This is a genomic window from Rhizobacter sp. (assembly GCF_031412075.1).
Classification (GTDB): Bacteria; Pseudomonadota; Gammaproteobacteria; order Burkholderiales; family Burkholderiaceae_C; genus Rhizobacter.
This window is the reverse complement of the sequence record NZ_JANOCG010000672.1, coordinates 1-18268: the sequence shown is the minus strand read 5'-3', so window position 1 is coordinate 18268 and position 18268 is coordinate 1. Positions and strand designations below refer to the sequence as shown.

Sequence of the window (18268 nt, the reverse complement as noted above, 5' to 3'; positions counted from 1 at the left end):
CCCAGGCTTCGGTCTTGGCTTCGCCTTCGTGGGTCAGAAGCGCCGCACCCAGGGAGAGGTTGTACGGGTGTGAACCCGAGCGCACACACAGCTGGCCCTTCAGGCGCGGGTTGGCCAGGTCTTCATACGACTGCACCCACTCGGCCTTGATGGCCTGGGCGTTGTAGACGATCACCCGCGCCCGGGTGGAAAACGCCAGCCAGTTCGGCGTGCGCAGATGGGCGGGCACGCGCGCTTCGAGCGCCTTCGATTGCGCCGGCTGGAAGATGCCGGCCTTGTCGGCAATCTCCAGGCGTGACGCGTCGACGGTGATGAACACATCGGCCGGGCTGCTGGCGCCTTCGTTCTTGATGCGCTCGAGCAGCTCGTCTTCCTTGCCCTCGATGCGGTTGATCTTGATGCCAGTCTCTTTGGTGAAGTTGGCGTACAGCGCTTCGTCGGTCTGGTAATGGCGGGCGGTGTAGAGGTTGAGCACCTGGGCCTGCGCGCCGAAGCCAACGCCGGCGAGCGCCGCCACAAGGGTGAGAGCAAAAGTTTTCATGTCGACCTGTTGGATAGGAAACCGCCAACCAGCGGCACGCTATCGTAACAGGAACGATTCGCATTACCAATCGCAGGTCAATTCAGCGCCGTGGCGGCGCGCGTAGGCGCTCAGGTGCAGGTCACGACGACGGCGGTCGGGGTGCCCGTGACGATGGTGCCGCTGCCTCCCTGGATGGTGCAGGTCTGGCCGGCCGGATTGCCGTTGGGGGCCAAAGTCACGTTGTAGGCCGTGGTGGCGGGCAGGATGCCGTCGAACGCGAACGCGCCGTTGACCGACACGGCCAGCACCTCGCCGGCATTGCTGAGCCTCACCGTACCGCCCGCAAGCAGGCCGGACACCGTGCCCGTCAGTGACGCAGTGACCACACAGGTGACGGCGACGTTGGTCACGTTGGTGCCGTCCGCGTCCATGGTGCCGCTGCCATTGGCCACCACCGTGCAGTCGGCACCCACCGGCTCGGTCAGCACGGTCACTGCGTAGGTCTTTTCGCCCTCCACCGCTTTGGAGAACGTGAAGCGGCCGTTCGCGCTGACCGTCAGGTTGTCGGTGCCGTTGTTCTGCAAGACCACGTTGGCGCCGGTCGGCAGGCCACTGACGGTGCCACCGACAGTGCCTTCACCCACCCAGCAAGCCACCAGCAACAGGGGCAAGACCAAGGTGGCGACAAAAAAAGTGACGGGATGGCGACGCATGTTCATTCCTCTTGGGGCGTTGGCAACAGGCCGTATTAGAACGCCAAGCGCGACGGCAGATGTCACACTGGCGCCTGCTCCCGTTTTCATCACCCCACCATGCTCACCATCAACAAGCTCATCTCCCACGGCCACGGCCTCGCGCCAGCCCTGCTCAAGCGCGCATCCACGGTGGTGCTCGACTGGGACACGCGCCAGAAAAGCCGCTTCGACACCGAAGACTCGCAAGGCCGCACGCTGGGCATCTTCTTGCCGCGAGGCACTGCGGTGCGCGGTGGTGACGTGCTGGTGGCCGAAGACGGCTCGCTGGTGAAGGTGATTGCCACGCCGCAGCCGGTGCTGGTGGTGCGCACCTGCCCCGAGCACGGCTCACCGCTCAACCTGCTGCGCGCCGCCTACCACCTGGGCAACCGCCACGTGCAGCTCGAAGTGCAACCCGAGCACCTGCACCTGGAGCCCGACCACGTGCTGGCCGACATGCTGCGCCAGATGCACCTGATCGTCACCGAAGAGCTGGCACCGTTCGAGCCGGAAGGCGGCGCGTACTCGGCGGGTGGGCAGGGGCACGCTCACCATGAGCATGGCCACGATCACGATCACGCTCACCCGCACGAGCCTGCGCCCAAGAAGGCCCACGACCATGATCAAGGGCACGGCCACGTCCATGGTCCCGGCTGCAATCACGACCACTGATGCGTTCCCGCCCTGCATCCCGGCCCAGTGAAGCCCTCTCGGCCAGCTCGCTGCTGCAGCTGATGTGGCTCGCCTCACCCGCATTGCCGGTGGGGGGCTTCAGCTACTCCGAAGGCCTGGAGGCTGCCGTCGAAGCGGGGCTGGTCACGAACGAAGCGCAGACGGCCGCCTGGCTGCTCGACCAGTTGCACCTGGGCCTGGCACGTGGCGAGCTCGCGGTGGCGAGCAAGGCGTTCAAGGCCTGGCAACGCAAGGACTTCACCCACATCGCCGAGCTGAACGCCTGGGTCACCACCACGCGTGAAACGAGCGAGATGCGGCTGCAGACCGAGCAGATGGGCCGCTCACTGGTGGAGTGGCTGAAGAACCGCGGCCTGCCAGACGACAAAGCCATCGATGAGCGTGTGGCTCAGCTCGGCAGCTTGAAACCTGCCCCCACCTGGCCGGTGGCCTTTGCCCTCGCCGCCGCCCAGACCGGCGCGCCCTGGCGCGAAAGCATGCTCAGCCTCGCCTTCAGCTGGGCCGAAAACATGATGCAAGCCGCGCTCAAGGCCGTGCCCCTGGGCCAGAGCGCGGGGCAGCGTGTGCTGTCGCAGCTGAGCGCCGCCGTCCCCGGTGCGGTAGACCACGCGATGCGGCTGATGGACAGTGAGCGCCAGGCTTTCACCCCCATGCTCGCCGTCCTCTCGGCGCAACACGAAACCCAATACTCCAGGCTCTTCAGATCATGACCACTGCCTTGCACACCATCCCTGGCCGCACCAAAAAACTGCCCCCCCTGCGCGTGGGTGTCGGTGGCCCCGTCGGCTCGGGCAAGACCACCCTGGTCGAGATGCTCTGCAAGAGCATGCGCCAGCAGTACGACCTGGTGGTCGTCACCAACGACATCTACACCAAGGAAGACCAGCGCCTGCTGACCGTGGCCGGCGCACTCGATGCCGATCGCATCATGGGCGTGGAAACCGGCGGCTGCCCACACACCGCCATCCGCGAAGACGCGTCGATCAACCTCGAAGCCGTCGACCGCATGCTGGAGAAATTTCCCAACGCCGACATCGTGTTCATCGAGTCGGGCGGCGACAACCTGGCCGCGACCTTCAGCCCCGAGCTGAGCGATCTGACGATCTACGTGATCGACGTGGCCGCGGGCGAGAAGATCCCGCGCAAAGGCGGCCCCGGCATCACCAAGAGCGACCTGTTCGTCATCAACAAGACCGACCTCGCACCCTACGTGGGCGCCAACCTCGACGTGATGGAAGCCGACACCCAACGCATGCGCGGTGCCAAGCCCTTCGTGATGAGCAACCTCAAAACACTCACGGGCCTGGCCGAGGTGGTGGCCTTCATCGAGGCCAAGGGCATGCTCAAGGCGGCCTGAGGCCGGGCCCGCCCGGTCACTGTTTCGCTTCGATCGCCGCCTTCAACCCAGCCGCAAATTCGGCCCCGTGTTTCACCTGCGCGGTCGACGCCTTCAGCGTGTTGCCGATCGGCTCGGCCCGCCCGCCCAGGCACGAAGCCAGGAAGTTTTCGGTCACCGCGTTGAAGGCGATGTTGTTGACCGGCCGCGCAAAACCGTGGCCCTCATCGGGGAACAGCACATAGGTCACCGGGATGTTCTTCGCCGCCATCGCGGCCACGATCTGGTCGGACTCGGCCACGTTGACACGCGGGTCGTTGGCGCCCTGGCCGATCAGCAGCGGGCGCACGATCCTGTCGGCGGAGTTCAGGGGTGAACGCTCCTTCAGCAAGGCCTTGCCGGCTTCGGTGGTCGGGTCGCCCAGGCGCCGGTAGAACTGTTGCTTGAAGGATTCCCAATAGGGCGGCACGGTGGACAACAAGGTGAAGAGGTTCGACGGCCCGACGATGTCGACGCCGCAGGCAAACGCCGTCGGCGTGAACGCGAGGCCGGCCAGCGTGGCGTAGCCGCCGTAAGAGCCGCCCATGATGGCCACCTTGTCTCGCGTGGTCACGCCATTCTTCACCGCCCAGTCCACCGCATCGAGCAGGTCGTCGTGCATCTGGCGGCCCCATTGCAGGTCGCCCGCCGAGATGAACTTCTTGCCGAAGCCCGTGGAGCCGCGGAAGTTGACCGACAGCACCGCATAACCGCGGTTGGCCAGCCACTGGTGGTAGCTGTGGTACCCGAAGGTGTCGCGCGCCCACGGCCCGCCGTGCACGAACAAGACCATGGGCACCGGGCGCATTGCCTTGCCGGTGCCCTGCGGATCGGCGGCTTGGGGCAGTGAGAGGTACGACACCAGGGTGAGTCCGTCGCGCGAGCCGATCTCATGCGGGTGCATCGGCACCAGCGGCGCGCCTTCGAGCTCGGGCCGGGCCACGAAAAGCTGTGTCAGGCGCTTGGAGCCACGCTCGTAGAGCCAGGTCGAGATGGGCGCGGTGACGCGGTCGACGGCCAGCAGCCACTTGTCGTCGGCATCGGTGCGCGAGGTGATCTCGAATTCGCCCCGTGTGGCGGTCTTCAGGTACTGCAGGTCGGCCGCCATCGCCGGGTCGGCCAGCGGCACGTACTCGCTGGTCAGGTAGTCGAGCTGGTAGGCCTGTGCCCGGCCCGTCGCGGGGTCGTAGAGCGCGTTGCCAATGTCAGCGCGCGGGTCGTGGGCGATGACGCGGCTCTGGCCCGTGGCCACGTCTTGTGCAGTGAGTGCGGCGGTATCGCGCCCGCGCGAGTCGGTCCAGTAGAGGGTCTTGCCATCGACGGTGAAGCCCTGCGGCCGGGTGGTCAGCGTGTCTTCCATGTCGACGCCGGTGAGCGGCACAGCCTCGATCAGGCCGTCGCGAATGCGGTGGTAGTTCACACCCCCATCGTTGCGCGCCTTTTCGGCCAGCTGCAGTTTCAGGTCGTCGTCACTCACGAAGGCGCTGTAGCCCTCGTTGCGCTGCACCAGGGTGAGCTGGGCACTCTGCAGGTTCAGGCTGTAGACGTCGTGCCAGCGTGGGTCGCGGTTGTTGACGCCAATCAGGATGCGGTCTTTCACCTTGCGGCTGATGTTGAGCACCTCCACCCGCGTCTTCTCGAACGGCGTGAAGTTGCGCTGCTCACCGCTGGCCACGTCGACGCCGTAGAGCAGGAAGTTTTCGTCGCCGCCCTTGTCGTTGACGAACAGCAGCATTCGCGAGTCAGGCGACCAGAAGCTGCTGCGGATGGGGCGCAGCTTCTCGGCCGTCAGCGGCCTGGCCTGGGCCGGGTTGTCCACCGGCGCGACCCACACGTTGAGCACACCGTCGCGTGGCGCGATCCACGACAACCAGCGCCCGTCGGGGCTGATGCGCCCGTTGATCTTGGTCGGGTTGCCGAAGAACTTGGCGCGCTCGATCAAGGGCGGTGGCGGCTCGGCCGGTGGTGTGACGGCACAAGCCGCCAAGCCCGCGAGCACCAGCATCGACATCAGGAATCGGACCATGGTCACCTCGTGAGTGGCATGCGGCTCACGCCGCGGGGCTTGCCGTTGTACCGCAAGCGGGTGTCAAGCTTGGGGCTGCGGGGTCGCGCCGTTGAAGGGCCGCGTCTCCAGCGGCACCAGGATCCACAGCAGCAGGTAGAGGAAGAGCCCGGTGCCACCACACAGCACCAGCGAAGCAAACACCAGGCGCCAGATCCACGCGGCCACGCCAGTGACCTTGGCGATGCCACCGCACACACCGCCGAGCCAGCGGTCATCGGCGCTGCGGCGCAAGGCGTTGACGGCCGCCATGGCCGGCGCTTCGGATCGTGTGGAGGCCAGCACACGTGCCTTGGCCTGCGCAAATTCGGTGTCGGACAGCACCCCGCGCTGATGCAGGTCGGCCAGCTTGTTCAGTTCGTCGCTCATGCTCATGTCACGTCTCCCGAGAGTTGAAGGCCTCAGGTTAACGATTGCGCGGCACAACGCCAGCGGCTTGCGACAGGCTGCAGGTGGGTGCGACAAGACGGCGCGACCGGCGCTGAAGCGCACTGCCGACCTGGGCTACTTGCGCCGGCCGAAGAGCCCGCGCCAGCCCGCCGGCTCGTCTCGCGCAGCGGGGTGGCTGCGCGTGACCATCAGGCTGCCGGTCAGGTACAGCGCATTCAGCAGGCGCGCCGCGCGCTGCGGGCTCATGCCGGGCCAGGCGGCAATGTCTCGCAACGAAGCCGAATCCTGGCGCAGGCGGATCGCGGCGGGTTGCAGCGCGCCCAGCGCACTGGGCAGGTCTTCGATGCGGCCCGACAGCCGATACGCCGCCTTGCCGCCGATCTCGCCCAAGACGTTGTCACGCGGGCCATTGAGTGCCACCGCCCACAGCAGTGCCGGGAGCGGGCGGTACTTGTCGCTGGCCGCCACCCGCTCGTGCCGGGGGTGGCCGGGTGGCATGACGCCGGGAGGCTCGGCACTGATCAGCTTCAGCCGGGCCAGCGAGGTTTCGGCCGCGATGTCGGACACGTCGACCGGCGAGTGGTAGATCTGCTGCGTGGGAAACAAGGTGACCGGCCAGACGTATGGCCCATGCGCGAGGTAGAGCAATGCGGCCTCGCGGTTGCGAAGGCAGGCGGCGATGACCTCGAGCACGTCGTTGGCGGCCGGGTTGGCCTCCAGGCGCTGCAGGTCGGCCATCAGGGTGGTCGGAAGCAGCGTGGGGCGGTCGAAGCCCACCCCGGGCGAGGCTTCACCCGCTGCGCGTGCGCGCTCGAAGGCGCTGATGCGCCAGAGGGTGGAGTCGAAGTCCCGCATGGCCGGATGCTAGCCAGATTCGTGACTTATTACCGGCAATCGATCGGGTTTGACGCAATTGATGCAACTGAAACATCTCGGCGGCGCCCGGCCGCCCGAAGCCACCGAGCCGCCTCTTCGGCTGGCAGCGAACGAAGTGGGCGTGGGGGCTACATTTCAACGCGGTGGCTTCGACAGCGCCGCCAAGCGCGACTGCAGGGCAACAGCGGCCTCCCGCAGGCAGCCGACGAAGGCGTCGCGCAACGGGCTCGCCGGCCGCAGCTGCGGCAGCACCAGCGTCACTGCGAACGGGATCGACACCGACAGCGGCCGGATCTGCAGCCCGGTGCCCGCCAGCTCGAGCGCCGTCAGTGGGTTGACGATGCCCAGGCCCAGGCCCTGGCGCACCAGCGCGCACACCGAAGCAGCGCTGGCCGTCTCCAGCACCAGCTGGCGACGAACGCCTTGCGCTTCAAACAAGGCATCGACCAGTTGGCGATAGGGGTCGGTGGGCGCAAAGCTCACGAAGGGCAGGCCCGTGAAATCCTTGGGGCGCAGCACCCGGCGGGCGAGCAGCGGGTGGCCGTCGGGCAGCACACACACTTCGTCGGCCTCCAGCAGCAGACTGAGCGAGGTGGCCGCAGGCGCATGGATGCGCTCACACAAGCCGAGGTCGAAACGCTGCTCGGTCAGCCACTCCTCCAGCAGCGGCGACTCTTGCGGCGTGATCGACACCCCGACGCGCGGGTACGCCGCCATGAACAACTGCGTGGCCTGTGGCAGCAGCCCATGGGCCAGCGCCGGCAGGCAGGCGATGGCCAGTCGCCCCTGCGTGAATTCCCGCAGCGACCTGGCCGCCGCGGCGATGCGCTCCAGCCCCAGGTAGGAGCGCTGCACCTCTTCGAGCAGCGCCAGGGCCTGCGCGGTAGGCCGCAGGCGGCCGCGCACCCGGTCGAACAGGTTCATCTGCAGCACCTGCTCCAGGCGCGCCAGCTCGCGGCTCACGGTGGGCTGCGAGGTGTGCAGCGCGAGCGCGGCCTGGGTCACGTTGCCGGTGTTCATCACGGCGCGAAAAACCTCGACCTGGCGGTGGGTGAGCTTCATGGGCAAAGCATATCAATACTGAATGAATAGACGACAAATCAATACTTTTCAGAATGCCGAGATTCACGCACGATTCAACCCATGAACCCTTTCGCCCCCACCACCTTGCGCCAGATTGCGCACACCCACGGCACCCCCGTCTGGGCCTATGACGCCGCGACCATCCGCGCACGCATTGCCGCGCTGCGCGCGTTCGACACCATCCGCTATGCACAAAAGGCCAACTCCAACACCCACCTGCTGCGCTTGATGCGGCAAGAGGGCGTGCGGGTGGACGCGGTGTCACTGGGCGAGATCGAGCGTGCCCTCGCAGCGGGCTACACGGCCGGTGGCGATCAGATCGTCTTCACCGCCGACCTGTTCGACCACGCCACGCTGGCCAAGGTGGTGGCCACGCAGATCCCGGTCAATGCCGGTTCCATCGACATGCTCCACCAGCTGGGCGCCCTCTCACCCGGCCACCGGGTGTGGCTGCGCATCAACCCTGGCTTTGGTCACGGCCACAGCAACAAAACCAACACCGGCGGCGAGCACAGCAAACACGGCATCTGGCACAGCGACCTGCCCGCCGCGCTGGCGGCCATTCGCCAACATGGGCTCAAGCTCGTGGGCTTGCACATGCACATCGGCTCGGGTGTCGACTACTCGCACTTGAAGGAGGTCTGCACCGCCATGGTCGACCTGGTGGGCCGCGTTGACATGCCCATCGAAGCCATCTCGGCCGGCGGTGGCCTGTCGATCCCCTATCGCACCGGCGAGCCGACCATCGACACCGCGCACTATCTCAGCCTGTGGGACGCCGCACGCCAGCAGATCGAGAAGCAGCGCGGCTGCAAGATCCATCTGGAGATCGAGCCCGGCCGCTACCTGGTGGCCGAGGCCGGCGTGCTGGTGGCCGAAGTGCGCGCCACCAAGCAGATGGGCCAAAACCACTTCGTGCTGGTTGACGCCGGGTTCAGCGAGCTGATGCGCCCGTCGATGTATGGCAGCTACCACAAGATCGAGCTGCTGCCGTGCGACGACGCACCGCGCCCGCTGCAGGCCAGCGTGGTGGCCGGGCCGTTGTGTGAATCGGGCGATGTGTTCACACAAGGCGAAGGCGGCGTGGTGCTCACGCGCGAGCTGCCGCAGGCGCGCGTGGGCGACCTGCTGGTGTTCCACGATGCAGGCGCCTACGGGGCCTCAATGTCATCCAACTACAACTCCCGGCCGCACATCGCCGAGGTGCTGGTCGATGGGGGCGATGTGCGCGTGATCCGCCGTCGCCAGACCGTGGACGAACTGCTGGCGTTGGAGCGCTTGTAGCCGGGGGTGCCCGTCACGGGCGCGTCATTGCGGGTGGCAACACTGGGTGGTTTTGACACACACACCCAGAAGGAACCCACATGACCCCCAGCGCGCACCCGAATCGCCGCGATTTCATCCGCACCGTGGCCGCCGGCACGATCGCCGTCGGCTCGGCCACCGTGCTGTCGGGCTGCGAAGGCGGCCTGTTCGACTTCTTGCACGGCGTGGCCAGCGGCGACCCGCTGCAAGACCGCGTGATGCTGTGGACCCGCGTCACCCCCGACGCCGCCATGCTCGACGCCATCGCCAAGCTGGAGCGTGAAGCCTCGTCCAGCGCCGAAGCGCACAAGCAGTTGGTGCAGGTGAAGCGTGTACCGCTGGTGTGGGAAGTGGCGCGTGACCGCAACTTCCGCCAGATCGTCGCGCGCGGCGCGGCGCAGGCACTGGCCGAACGCGACTACACGCTGAAGATCGACGCCGACGGCCTGCGCGCCGGCACCACCTACTGGTTCCGCTTCCGCTGCATGGGCGTGGCCTCGCCGACGGGTCGCACGCGCACCTTGCCGCGCGGCAGCGTCGAGCAAGTGAAGCTCGCGGTGTTCTCCTGCTCCAACTACCCCGCCGGCTACTTCAACGTGTACGGCGCGGCCGCCAAACTCGAAGGCGTGGACGCCGCCCTGCACCTGGGCGACTACATCTATGAATACGCCAAAGACGGCTACGCCTCGGCACTCGCTGAACAGCTGGGCCGCGTGAGCGAACCCGCCGGCGAGCTGCTGACCCTGGCCGACTACCGCCAGCGCTACGCGCAATACCGCGAAGACGCCGACCTGCAGGCCGTGCACGCCGCCCTGCCCTTCATCGCCGTGTGGGACGACCACGAAATCGCCAACGACGCCTGGCGCGACGGCGCCGAAAACCACAACCCGGCCACCGAAGGCGTGTGGGCCACGCGCCGTGCCGCCGCGCTGCAGGCCTACCACGAGTGGATGCCCACCCGCCTGCCCGATGCCAAGCGGCCCGAGCGCATCTTCCGCAGCTTCGACTTTGGCGACCTGGTATCGCTGCACATGCTCGACACCCGCATCATCGGCCGCGACCGCCAGCTCGAGCTGACCGACTACGTGGGCGCCACCGGCTTCGACGGCGCCCGCTTCGCCACCGACCTGGCCGACCCGACCCGCCAGCTCTTGGGCGGCGAACAAAGCGCCTGGCTCGGCAACCAGATGGCCCGCTCGACGGCCCTGTGGCAGGTGCTCGGCCAACAGGTGCTGATGGGCCGCATGAACGTGCCCGCGCCGTTGTTGCTGGGACAGATCACCGTCTCGGGTTACGCCGCGCTGGCCGCCAAGGCTCAGGCCAACCCGGCAGCGCTCACGCCGCAGGAGATCGCGATCCTTCAGGCGCCGTCGATCCCCTACAACCTCGACGCGTGGGACGGCTACGCTGTGGCCCGCGAAACCTTGCTCGGCACTGCACGCGCCCTCGACAAGAACCTCGTGGTGCTCGCAGGCGACACGCACAACGCCTGGGCCAGCGACCTGGCCGACCTGCAAGGCAACCCGGTGGGCGTGGAGTTCGCCACGCCGTCGGTGAGCTCGCCAGGCTTCGAGGGCATCTTCCCGAACGAGAACCCGCAGGTTCTGGCCGGCGCACTGCAGCAGCTCATCGGGCCGTTGGTCTACACCGACACGAGCCGGCGCGGCTTCATGCTGATCACCGCCACGCGCAACGACCTGCAAGCGCAATGGACCTATGTGGACACCGTGACCAGCCACAGCTACCAGACCGCACAAGGCCCGACGCTGCACACCCTGCCGGGCACCAGCGGCCGCCGCATCGTCGCCGCGGTGTAAGCAAATACTGCAGGAGCGTACGGCGACAATGCACCGGTCAACGCCACTTTGCTGGGTGGCGTTGACCTTCCATCCGCCACTCCCGGAGCCGCACGATGCGCACGCTGATCGCCCTCATGTTGTTCGCCCTGCTTGCCGGATGTGGGGGCAAGTCTGATGACCCGCCGACGGGCCCGCAGTGCTCGGGCTTCAGCTCAGGCACCGTGCCCACGCTGGGCACGAACCAGTTGCTATTCGACTCCGATCGGGCAAACAGCCGGCACGAGATCTATGTGATGCGCACCGATGGCAGCTGCGTCACTCGGCTGACCACCAACGCAGCGTACGAAAACTGGTGGCCACGCGCGTCGCCCGACCGCACCAAGATCTTGTTCTACCGCTCGCCGGCGGGCGACCCCGAAAACTATTTCAACGCGAGCCTCTGGGTGATGAACGCCGATGGCACAGGCCAAACGCAGCTGCGCGCCGATGGCGAAGATGGCTGGCTGGCGCAAGGCCATGGCGAGTGGTCGCCCGATGGCACCAAGATCGCGATGTTTGGCACGGTGGGATCGGCGTTCGAAATCTTCGTCACCAATGCCAACGGCAAGAACCCGGTGCAATACACCAACCGTGGCGGTGTCAACACCGATGTGTCGTGGTCACCCAATGGCCAGCAGTTGCTGTTCAACGGCTGCGCATCGGCCGCCGTGTGCCAGCCTGCGAACTACGAGATCTACGCGATGCCCGCCACGCCGCTGGCTGCCGCCACGCAGATCACCAACGACAACCTGGCCGACTACGACGCCTACTACTCACCCGATGGCACCCGGATCGCCTGGTTGGTCAATGTGGACCCCAGCGCCAATCTCATCCCGGGAACGAGCACACGCTTGGGTCGCTGGGCGATCCGCATCGCCACCATCGGACAAGCGGCGAACTACCTGATCGATGACGGCAACATCAACAGCAAGCCCGCCTGGAGCCTGGACAGCCAGACCATCTTCTTCCACCGCATGGTGCCGGCCGATGGCTACCGCTTCCGCGTCTTCAGCATCCGTCCCAACGGCACCGGCCTGACCGAGCTCACGCCCGGCGCCACCGGCAACAGCGAGCACCCGTCGAACTGAGCTCGTTGATACCGTTTTGATGCCGGCACCCCTGAATTTGCCGACATCTTGATGCGCTGATTTCTACGATCGCTTCATCTCTCTGATGGAGCTTTCGATGGACATCGTGTATCTGGCGCTTGCCGCCGCGTTCTGGCTGCTGATGGTCGGCATGGCCGCCGGTTGCGGCAAGCTGGGAGGGCCCACGCAATGAGCGGGCTCTACATCCTCGGAGCCGTCGTCTCGGTCGGCTTGCTGGTCTACCTCGTGGCCGCCTTGTTGCGGCCGGAGGATTTTTCATGACCTCCCAAGCCTGGCTTTTGCTGGCGGCCTACAGCGCCGTGCTCCTGCTGCTGGCCATTCCCGTGGGCCGCTACATCGCCCATGTGATGGAGGGGCGCCTGCGCTTTGCCAACCGCGTCGAGGGGGGCCTTTACCGCCTGTGCGGCATCAAGTCCGATGCCGAGATGGGCTGGCTCCAGTACGCGCTCGCCATCCTGCTGTTCAACCTGCTGGGCGTGCTCGCGGTCTATGCGCTGCAGCGGTTGCAACTGGGGTTGCCGCTGAACCCGCAGGCCCTGGGCAACGTGTCACCCCACTCGTCGTTCAACACCGCCATCAGCTTCGCCACCAACACCAACTGGCAAGGCTACAGCGGCGAGCAGACCATGAGCTACCTGACCCAGATGCTGGGCCTGGCGGTGCAGAACTTCCTGTCGTCGGCCACCGGCATCGTGGTGGTGATCGCGCTGATTCGCGGCTTTGCGCGCCACTCGGCGCAGGGCATCGGCAACGCCTGGGTCGACCTCACACGCGTCACGCTGTGGATCCTGTTGCCGATCGCCTTTGTCGCCGCGCTGTTCTTCGTGCAGCAAGGCGTGATCCAGAATTTCGACGCCTACCAGGACGTTGCCACGCTGGAAGGCGCACGCCAGACCCTCGCCATGGGCCCGGTGGCCTCGCAAGAGGCCATCAAGATGCTCGGCACCAACGGCGGTGGTTTCTTCAACGCCAACTCGGCGCACCCGTTCGAGAACCCTACAGCGCTCTCCAACTTTGTGCAGATGCTGCTGATCTTCCTGATCCCGGCCGGCCTGTGCTTCACCTTCGGGCGCATGGTGCAAGACCAGCGCCAGGGCTGGACCATCTTTGTCGCGATGTTCGTGCTCTTCATCGCCGGTGCCTTCGCGGCCATGACGTTCGAGCAACAAGGCAACCCGCAGTTCGCCGCACTCGGCGTCGACCAGACCGTGAGCGCCACCCAACCGGGCGGCAACATGGAAGGCAAGGAAACGCGCTTCGGCATCGCCGCCTCAGGCCTCTTCGCCACCATCACCACCGCCGCGTCATGCGGCGCGGTGAACGCGATGCACGACTCGTTCACGCCGCTGGGTGGCATGGTGCCGCTGGTCAACATGCAGCTCGGCGAGGTGGTGTTCGGCGGCACCGGCACGGGCCTGTACGGCATGCTGGTGTTCGCCATCCTGGCAGTCTTCATCGCCGGCTTGATGATCGGCCGCACGCCCGAGTACCTGGGCAAGAAGATCGAGGCCCACGAGATGAAGATGAGCTCGATCGCCATCCTCGTGACGCCACTGCTGGTCTTGCTGGGCACGGCCATCGCGGTGATGAGCGAGGCGGGCCGCGCCGGCATTGCCAACCCGGGCGCACATGGTTTCTCGGAGATCCTCTACGCGCTGACTTCGGCCGCCAACAACAACGGCAGCGCCTTTGCCGGCCTGTCGGCCAACACACCCTTCTACAACACGCTGCTGGGCATCGCGATGTGGTTAGGCCGTTTCGGCGTGATCGTGCCGGTGCTGGCGATCGCCGGCTCGCTGGCGGCCAAGAAGCGCATTGCCGTCACCGGCGGAACCATGCCGACGCACGGCGCGCTGTTCGTGGCCCTGCTGGTGGGTGTGGTGCTGCTCATCGGCTTGCTCAACTACGTGCCGGCACTTGCCCTCGGCCCGATCGTTGAACACCTTGTTCTTTGGAAGTGAACATGACTCGCAAAACATTCACCCTCTTCGACCCGGCGCTGGTGAAGCCCGCTGTCGTTGAATCGTTCAAGAAACTCGACCCGCGCGTGCAGTGGCGCAACCCCGTGATGTTTGTCGTCTACGTCGGCAGCATCATCACCACGGTGCTCTGTGCACAGGCCGTCGGCGGCAAAGGTGAGGCTCCGGCGGGCTTCATCCTCGCCATCACGCTGTGGCTGTGGTTCACCGTGCTCTTCGCCAACTTCGCCGAGGCCATGGCTGAAGGCCGCAGCAAGGCGCAGGCCGCCTCGCTGCGCGGCCTGAAGAAGGAGACCTGGGCCAAGAAGATGGAGGAGCCGAAGTACGGTGCGAAATGGCACCCGATGGAGTCGCAAAACCTGCGCAAGGGCGACACCGTGCTGGTGCTGGCCGGCGACACCATGCCGGCCGACGGCGAGGTGATCGAAGGGGTGGCCTCGGTGGACGAGAGCGCCATCACCGGCGAATCGGCGCCTGTCATCCGCGAATCGGGCGGCGACTTCTCGGCCGTGACCGGCGGCACCCGCGTGCTGTCGGACTGGATCGTCGTGCGCGACACCGTCAACCCGGGCGAGACCTTCGTCGACCGCATGATCGCGATGGTCGAAAACGCCAAGCGGCAAAAGACGCCCAACGAGATCGCGCTGACGATCCTGCTGGTGGCGCTGACGATCGTGTTCCTGGTCGTCACGGTCACGCTGCTGCCCTTCTCGCTGTTCAGCGTGCAGGTGGCGGGTGCGGGCTCGCCGATCACCGTCACCGTGCTGATCGCGCTGTTGGTGTGCCTGATCCCGACCACCATCGCCGGCCTGCTCTCGGCCATCGGCGTGGCCGGCATGAGCCGCATGATGCAGGCCAACGTGATCGCTACTTCGGGCCGTGCGGTCGAGGCCGCGGGCGACGTCGACGTGCTGCTGCTCGACAAGACCGGCACCATCACCCTGGGCAATCGGCAAGCCTCGACCTTCCTGCCCGCACCCGGCGTGAGCGAGAGTGCGCTGGCCGATGCAGCGCAGCTGGCCTCGCTGGCCGACGAGACGCCCGAAGGCCGCAGCATCGTCGTGCTGGCCAAGCAGAAGTTCAAATTGCGCGAGCGCGACCTGCAGTCGCTGAACGGCCAGTTCGTTCACTTCTCGGCGCAGACGCGCATGAGCGGCGTCGACCTGCCGGGTTTGACAGGCGGCGTGCGCCAGGTGCGCAAGGGTGCCGCCGATTCGGTGCGCAAGCACATCGAGGCGCTCGGTGGCAGCTTCCCAGCCGCGTTGACCGCGACGGTCGACGACGTCTCGCGCCGCGGCAGCACGCCGCTGGTGGTGGCCGATGGCACCCAGGTGCTGGGCGTGATCGAGCTGAAAGACATCGTCAAGGGCGGCATCAAGGAGCGTTTTGCCGAGCTGCGCCGCATGGGCATCAAGACGGTGATGGTGACCGGCGACAACCGGCTCACGGCTGCTGCCATCGCGGCCGAAGCGGGTGTCGACGACTTCCTCGCCGAAGCCACGCCGGAGCAGAAGCTCGCGCTGATCCGCCAGTACCAGGCCGAAGGCAAGCTCGTGGCCATGACGGGCGACGGCACCAACGACGCGCCCGCGCTGGCCCAGGCCGACGTGGCCGTGGCCATGAACTCGGGCACGCAGGCGGCGAAAGAAGCCGGCAACATGGTCGACCTCGACAGCAACCCGACCAAGCTGATCGAGGTGGTGGAGACCGGCAAGCAGATGCTGATGACGCGCGGCTCGCTCACCACCTTCAGCATCGCCAACGACATTGCGAAGTATTTCGCCATCATCCCGGCGGCGTTTGTCACCACCTACCCGCAGCTCGGCGCACTCAACGTGATGCAGCTCGGCAGCCCGTCGTCGGCCATCCTGTCGGCGGTGATCTTCAACGCGCTGATCATCATCTTCCTGATCCCGCTGGCGCTCAAAGGCGTGAAGTACCGGCCCATCGGTGCGGCCACGCTGTTGCGCCGCAACCTGGCGGTGTATGGCCTGGGCGGTGTGCTCGTGCCCTTCATCGGCATCAAGCTGATCGACCTGGTGCTGGTCGCCAGCGGCCTCGTCTAACTGGAGAACTGCATGAAAACATTGATTCGCCCGGCCGTGAGCCTGTTCGTAGTGCTGACGCTCGTCACCGGCGTGGCCTACCCCCTGCTCGTGACCGGCGCGGCCAAGCTCGCCTTCCCCGCGCAGGCCGAGGGCAGCCTGGTCGTGAAAGACGGCCAATTGATCGGCTCCACGCTGATCGGCCAGAGCTTCAGCGACCCCAAGTACTTCTGGGGCCGCCCCTCGGCCACCGGGCCGAGCCCCTACAACGCCAGCGGCTCCAGCGGCTCCAACCTGGGGCCCTTGAACCCGGCCTTGGTGGATGCCGTGAAAGGCCGCATCGAAGCACTGAGGGCAGCCGACCCCAGCAACGCTTCCACGGTGCCTGTCGACCTCGTCACCACTTCGGCCAGCGGCCTCGACCCGCACGTCAGCGTGGCCGGTGCCCACTACCAGCTGGCCCGCGTGGCGCGTGTGCGCGGTGTCGCACCCGAGGCGGTGCGCGCGATGGTCGAGCGCCACACCGAAGGCCGCGTGCTGGGCATCCTGGGTGAGCAGCGCGTCAACGTGCTGGCACTCAACCTCGCGCTGGATCAGATGAGTGGCCGCTGAAATCAGCGCAAGAATGGGGCAAGCTAATTTTTCCGAGGCCCACCCATGCTGATCAACTGTGTTGCCTATCAAGAGGGCAAAAAACTCGCCGACATCGATGTCAACGACATCAGCGATTACGTCTGCCGCCCGGATTGTTTTGTCTGGGTGGCGCTGCGCGACGCCACCGACGACGAGCTGGTCACCATGCAGCACGAGTTCGGGCTGCACGACCTGGCGGTGGAAGACGCGCGCCACGGCCACCAGCGGCCCAAGGTCGAGGAGTACGACGACACCCTCTTCGTCGTGATGCACTCGGTGGAGTTGAACGCCGTCGACGACTTGCATGTCGGCGAGGTCAACGTCTTCGTCGGGCACAACTTCGTGCTCTCGGTGCGCAACCGCAGCCAGCACAGCCTGCTGGGGGTGCGCGAGCGCGCCGAGCGCGAGCCGCACCTGCTGCGCCACGGCGCGGGCTTTGTGCTCTATGCGTTGATGGACTCGGTGGTGGACCGCTACTTCCCCATCATCGACGCGATGGAGACCGAGCTCGAAGGCATCGAAGAGCAGATCTTCGAGCGCGGCGCGGCGCGGCCGAACATCGAGCACCTGTACAGCCTGAAGCGGCGCATCATGGTCGTCAAGCACGCGGTCACACCGCTGCTCGATTCGGCCGCCAAGCTGTGGAGCGGCCGCGTGCCGGCGGTGTGCGAAGGCAGCCGCGAGTACTTCCGCGATGTGTATGACCACCTGCTGCGCATCAACGCCACGCTCGACACCCTGCGCGACACCATCGGCACCGCCATCCAGGTCAACCTGGCGATGGTGACCATCGAAGAGTCCGAAACCACCAAGCGCCTGGCGGCCTGGGCCGGCATCTTTGCGGTGGCCACGGCGTTTGCGGGCATCTGGGGCATGAACTTCGAGCACATGCCCGAGCTGAAGATGCGCTACGCCTACCCCGCCGCGCTCGGGCTGATCGCCACGGCATGCGGTTTGATGTATTGGCGCCTGAGGCGCATGGGGTGGCTGTGACGGTGACGCGAGCGGGTCGAGCGCCGGGCCGCCCCAAGCCGGCCCGCATCCCCTTGGGCGATCGGGAAACGTACCCGTTTCACGAGGGGCTCCAATGACCCAGCGCCCCGACCCCGACCAACTGCTCGCGCGCCTGAAGGAAGAAGAAGCCCTGGCACAGCGCGGCAAGCTGAAGATCTTCTTCGGCGCCTCGGCCGGTGTGGGCAAGACCTACGCCATGCTGTCGGCGGCGCGCGCGTTGCAGGCGCAAGGGGCCGATGTGGTGATCGGCGTGATCGAAACCCACGGCCGCGCCGAGACCGAAGCCCTTGTGAGCGGCCTGGAGCGCCTGCCGCTCAAGGAAGTGAGCTACCGCGAGCGCAGCTTGCGTGAGTTCGACCTCGATGGCGCGCTGGCGCGCAAGCCGCAGCTGATCCTGGTCGACGAGCTGGCGCACTCCAACGTGGCCGGCTCGCGCCACCCCAAGCGTTGGCAAGACGTCGACGAGCTGCTCGGCGCCGGCATCGTCGAGACGCATGGCCGCCGCGAGACGCTGGCCTTGCTCGAAGGTGTGCCGGTGCTGCCCGCGGCGCAGATCGACTACCGTGGCAAGCGCCTGGCCGAGTTCGACCTCGACGGCGCGCTGGC

At 66.6% G+C, this 18268-nt stretch carries 18 protein-coding genes; 12 read left to right on the top strand and 6 right to left on the bottom strand.

Going from position 1 to position 18268, the window contains the following annotated elements:
• Together RMO40_RS25000 and RMO40_RS24995 are read right to left on the bottom strand one after the other, a co-directional pair.
• The coding region (locus RMO40_RS25000) for an ABC transporter substrate-binding protein (protein ID WP_309726604.1) at nucleotides 1-541 on the bottom strand (541 nt) is incomplete at its 3' end.
• Between the two features lie 110 nt (nucleotides 542-651).
• A complete protein-coding gene (locus RMO40_RS24995; protein ID WP_309726602.1) occupies nucleotides 652-1236 on the bottom strand; it encodes a hypothetical protein in 585 nt (194 codons plus the stop codon).
• 99 nt (nucleotides 1237-1335) lie between these two features.
• Here RMO40_RS24995 and ureE point away from each other — a divergent pair, with 99 nt between their 5' ends.
• The 3 genes from ureE to ureG are packed head-to-tail and all read left to right on the top strand — an operon-like array spanning nucleotide 1336 to nucleotide 3307.
• Entirely contained in the window at nucleotides 1336-1929 is a 594-nt protein-coding gene (gene ureE / locus RMO40_RS24990) for an urease accessory protein UreE (protein WP_309726600.1), read from the top strand.
• Complete coding sequence (locus RMO40_RS24985) at nucleotides 1929-2660, top strand: urease accessory UreF family protein (protein ID WP_309726598.1); 732 nt, start codon at nucleotides 1929-1931, stop codon at nucleotides 2658-2660. The genes ureE and RMO40_RS24985 overlap by 1 nt, the downstream gene beginning before the upstream one ends.
• Nucleotides 2657-3307, top strand: coding sequence for an urease accessory protein UreG (ureG, locus tag RMO40_RS24980; RefSeq protein WP_309726597.1), 651 nt, complete (start codon nucleotides 2657-2659; stop codon nucleotides 3305-3307). The genes RMO40_RS24985 and ureG overlap by 4 nt, the downstream gene beginning before the upstream one ends.
• A 16-nt stretch (nucleotides 3308-3323) precedes the next feature.
• Here the strand turns inward: ureG and RMO40_RS24975 are convergent, their stop codons facing one another.
• The 4 genes from RMO40_RS24975 to RMO40_RS24960 form a co-directional block, all read right to left on the bottom strand.
• The gene (locus RMO40_RS24975) at nucleotides 3324-5351 is read right to left on the bottom strand and encodes an alpha/beta fold hydrolase (RefSeq protein WP_309726595.1); all 2028 of its coding nucleotides are present in this window, start codon (nucleotides 5349-5351) and stop codon (nucleotides 3324-3326) included.
• Nucleotides 5352-5414: 63 nt separating this feature from the next.
• Nucleotides 5415-5765 (bottom strand): PspC domain-containing protein, encoded by a 351-nt coding sequence (locus RMO40_RS24970; RefSeq protein WP_309726593.1) that lies wholly within the window; start codon nucleotides 5763-5765, stop codon nucleotides 5415-5417.
• 129 nt (nucleotides 5766-5894) lie between these two features.
• Nucleotides 5895-6635 (bottom strand): hypothetical protein, encoded by a 741-nt coding sequence (locus tag RMO40_RS24965; protein ID WP_309726590.1) that lies wholly within the window; start codon nucleotides 6633-6635, stop codon nucleotides 5895-5897.
• A 156-nt stretch (nucleotides 6636-6791) separates the two neighbouring features.
• The gene (locus RMO40_RS24960; RefSeq protein WP_309726588.1) at nucleotides 6792-7718 is read right to left on the bottom strand and encodes a LysR family transcriptional regulator; all 927 of its coding nucleotides are present in this window, start codon (nucleotides 7716-7718) and stop codon (nucleotides 6792-6794) included.
• A gap of 81 nt (nucleotides 7719-7799) precedes the next feature.
• Here RMO40_RS24960 and lysA point away from each other — a divergent pair, with 81 nt between their 5' ends.
• The 9 genes from lysA to RMO40_RS24915 form a co-directional block, all read left to right on the top strand.
• Complete coding sequence (gene lysA / locus RMO40_RS24955) at nucleotides 7800-9023, top strand: diaminopimelate decarboxylase (protein ID WP_309726586.1); 1224 nt, start codon at nucleotides 7800-7802, stop codon at nucleotides 9021-9023.
• An 80-nt stretch (nucleotides 9024-9103) separates the two neighbouring features.
• A complete protein-coding gene (locus tag RMO40_RS24950) occupies nucleotides 9104-10861 on the top strand; it encodes an alkaline phosphatase D family protein (RefSeq protein ID WP_309726584.1) in 1758 nt (585 codons plus the stop codon).
• A 95-nt stretch (nucleotides 10862-10956) separates the two neighbouring features.
• Entirely contained in the window at nucleotides 10957-11970 is a 1014-nt protein-coding gene (locus tag RMO40_RS24945) for a hypothetical protein (protein ID WP_309726582.1), read from the top strand.
• Nucleotides 11971-12159: 189 nt separating this feature from the next.
• On the top strand, nucleotides 12160-12252 hold the full coding sequence (kdpF, locus tag RMO40_RS24940) for a K(+)-transporting ATPase subunit F (RefSeq protein ID WP_309726579.1): 93 nt from the start codon (nucleotides 12160-12162) through the stop codon (nucleotides 12250-12252).
• Nucleotides 12249-13952, top strand: a complete 1704-nt coding sequence (gene kdpA, locus RMO40_RS24935) for a potassium-transporting ATPase subunit KdpA (RefSeq protein WP_309726577.1) — start codon at nucleotides 12249-12251, stop codon at nucleotides 13950-13952. The genes kdpF and kdpA overlap by 4 nt, the downstream gene beginning before the upstream one ends.
• 2 nt (nucleotides 13953-13954) lie before the next feature.
• The gene (gene kdpB / locus RMO40_RS24930; protein ID WP_309726574.1) at nucleotides 13955-16036 is read left to right on the top strand and encodes a potassium-transporting ATPase subunit KdpB; all 2082 of its coding nucleotides are present in this window, start codon (nucleotides 13955-13957) and stop codon (nucleotides 16034-16036) included.
• A 12-nt stretch (nucleotides 16037-16048) separates the two neighbouring features.
• Nucleotides 16049-16627: a potassium-transporting ATPase subunit KdpC gene (gene kdpC, locus RMO40_RS24925; protein WP_309726572.1), complete on the top strand. Its 579-nt coding sequence runs from the start codon at nucleotides 16049-16051 to the stop codon at nucleotides 16625-16627.
• A gap of 45 nt (nucleotides 16628-16672) precedes the next feature.
• Nucleotides 16673-17641 carry a magnesium/cobalt transporter CorA gene (gene corA, locus RMO40_RS24920; RefSeq protein ID WP_309726570.1) on the top strand — a complete coding sequence of 323 codons (969 nt, stop codon included), beginning with the start codon at nucleotides 16673-16675 and terminating at the stop codon, nucleotides 17639-17641.
• Between the two features lie 94 nt (nucleotides 17642-17735).
• On the top strand, nucleotides 17736-18268 hold a 533-nt coding region (locus tag RMO40_RS24915; protein ID WP_489660242.1), incomplete at its 3' end, for a histidine kinase.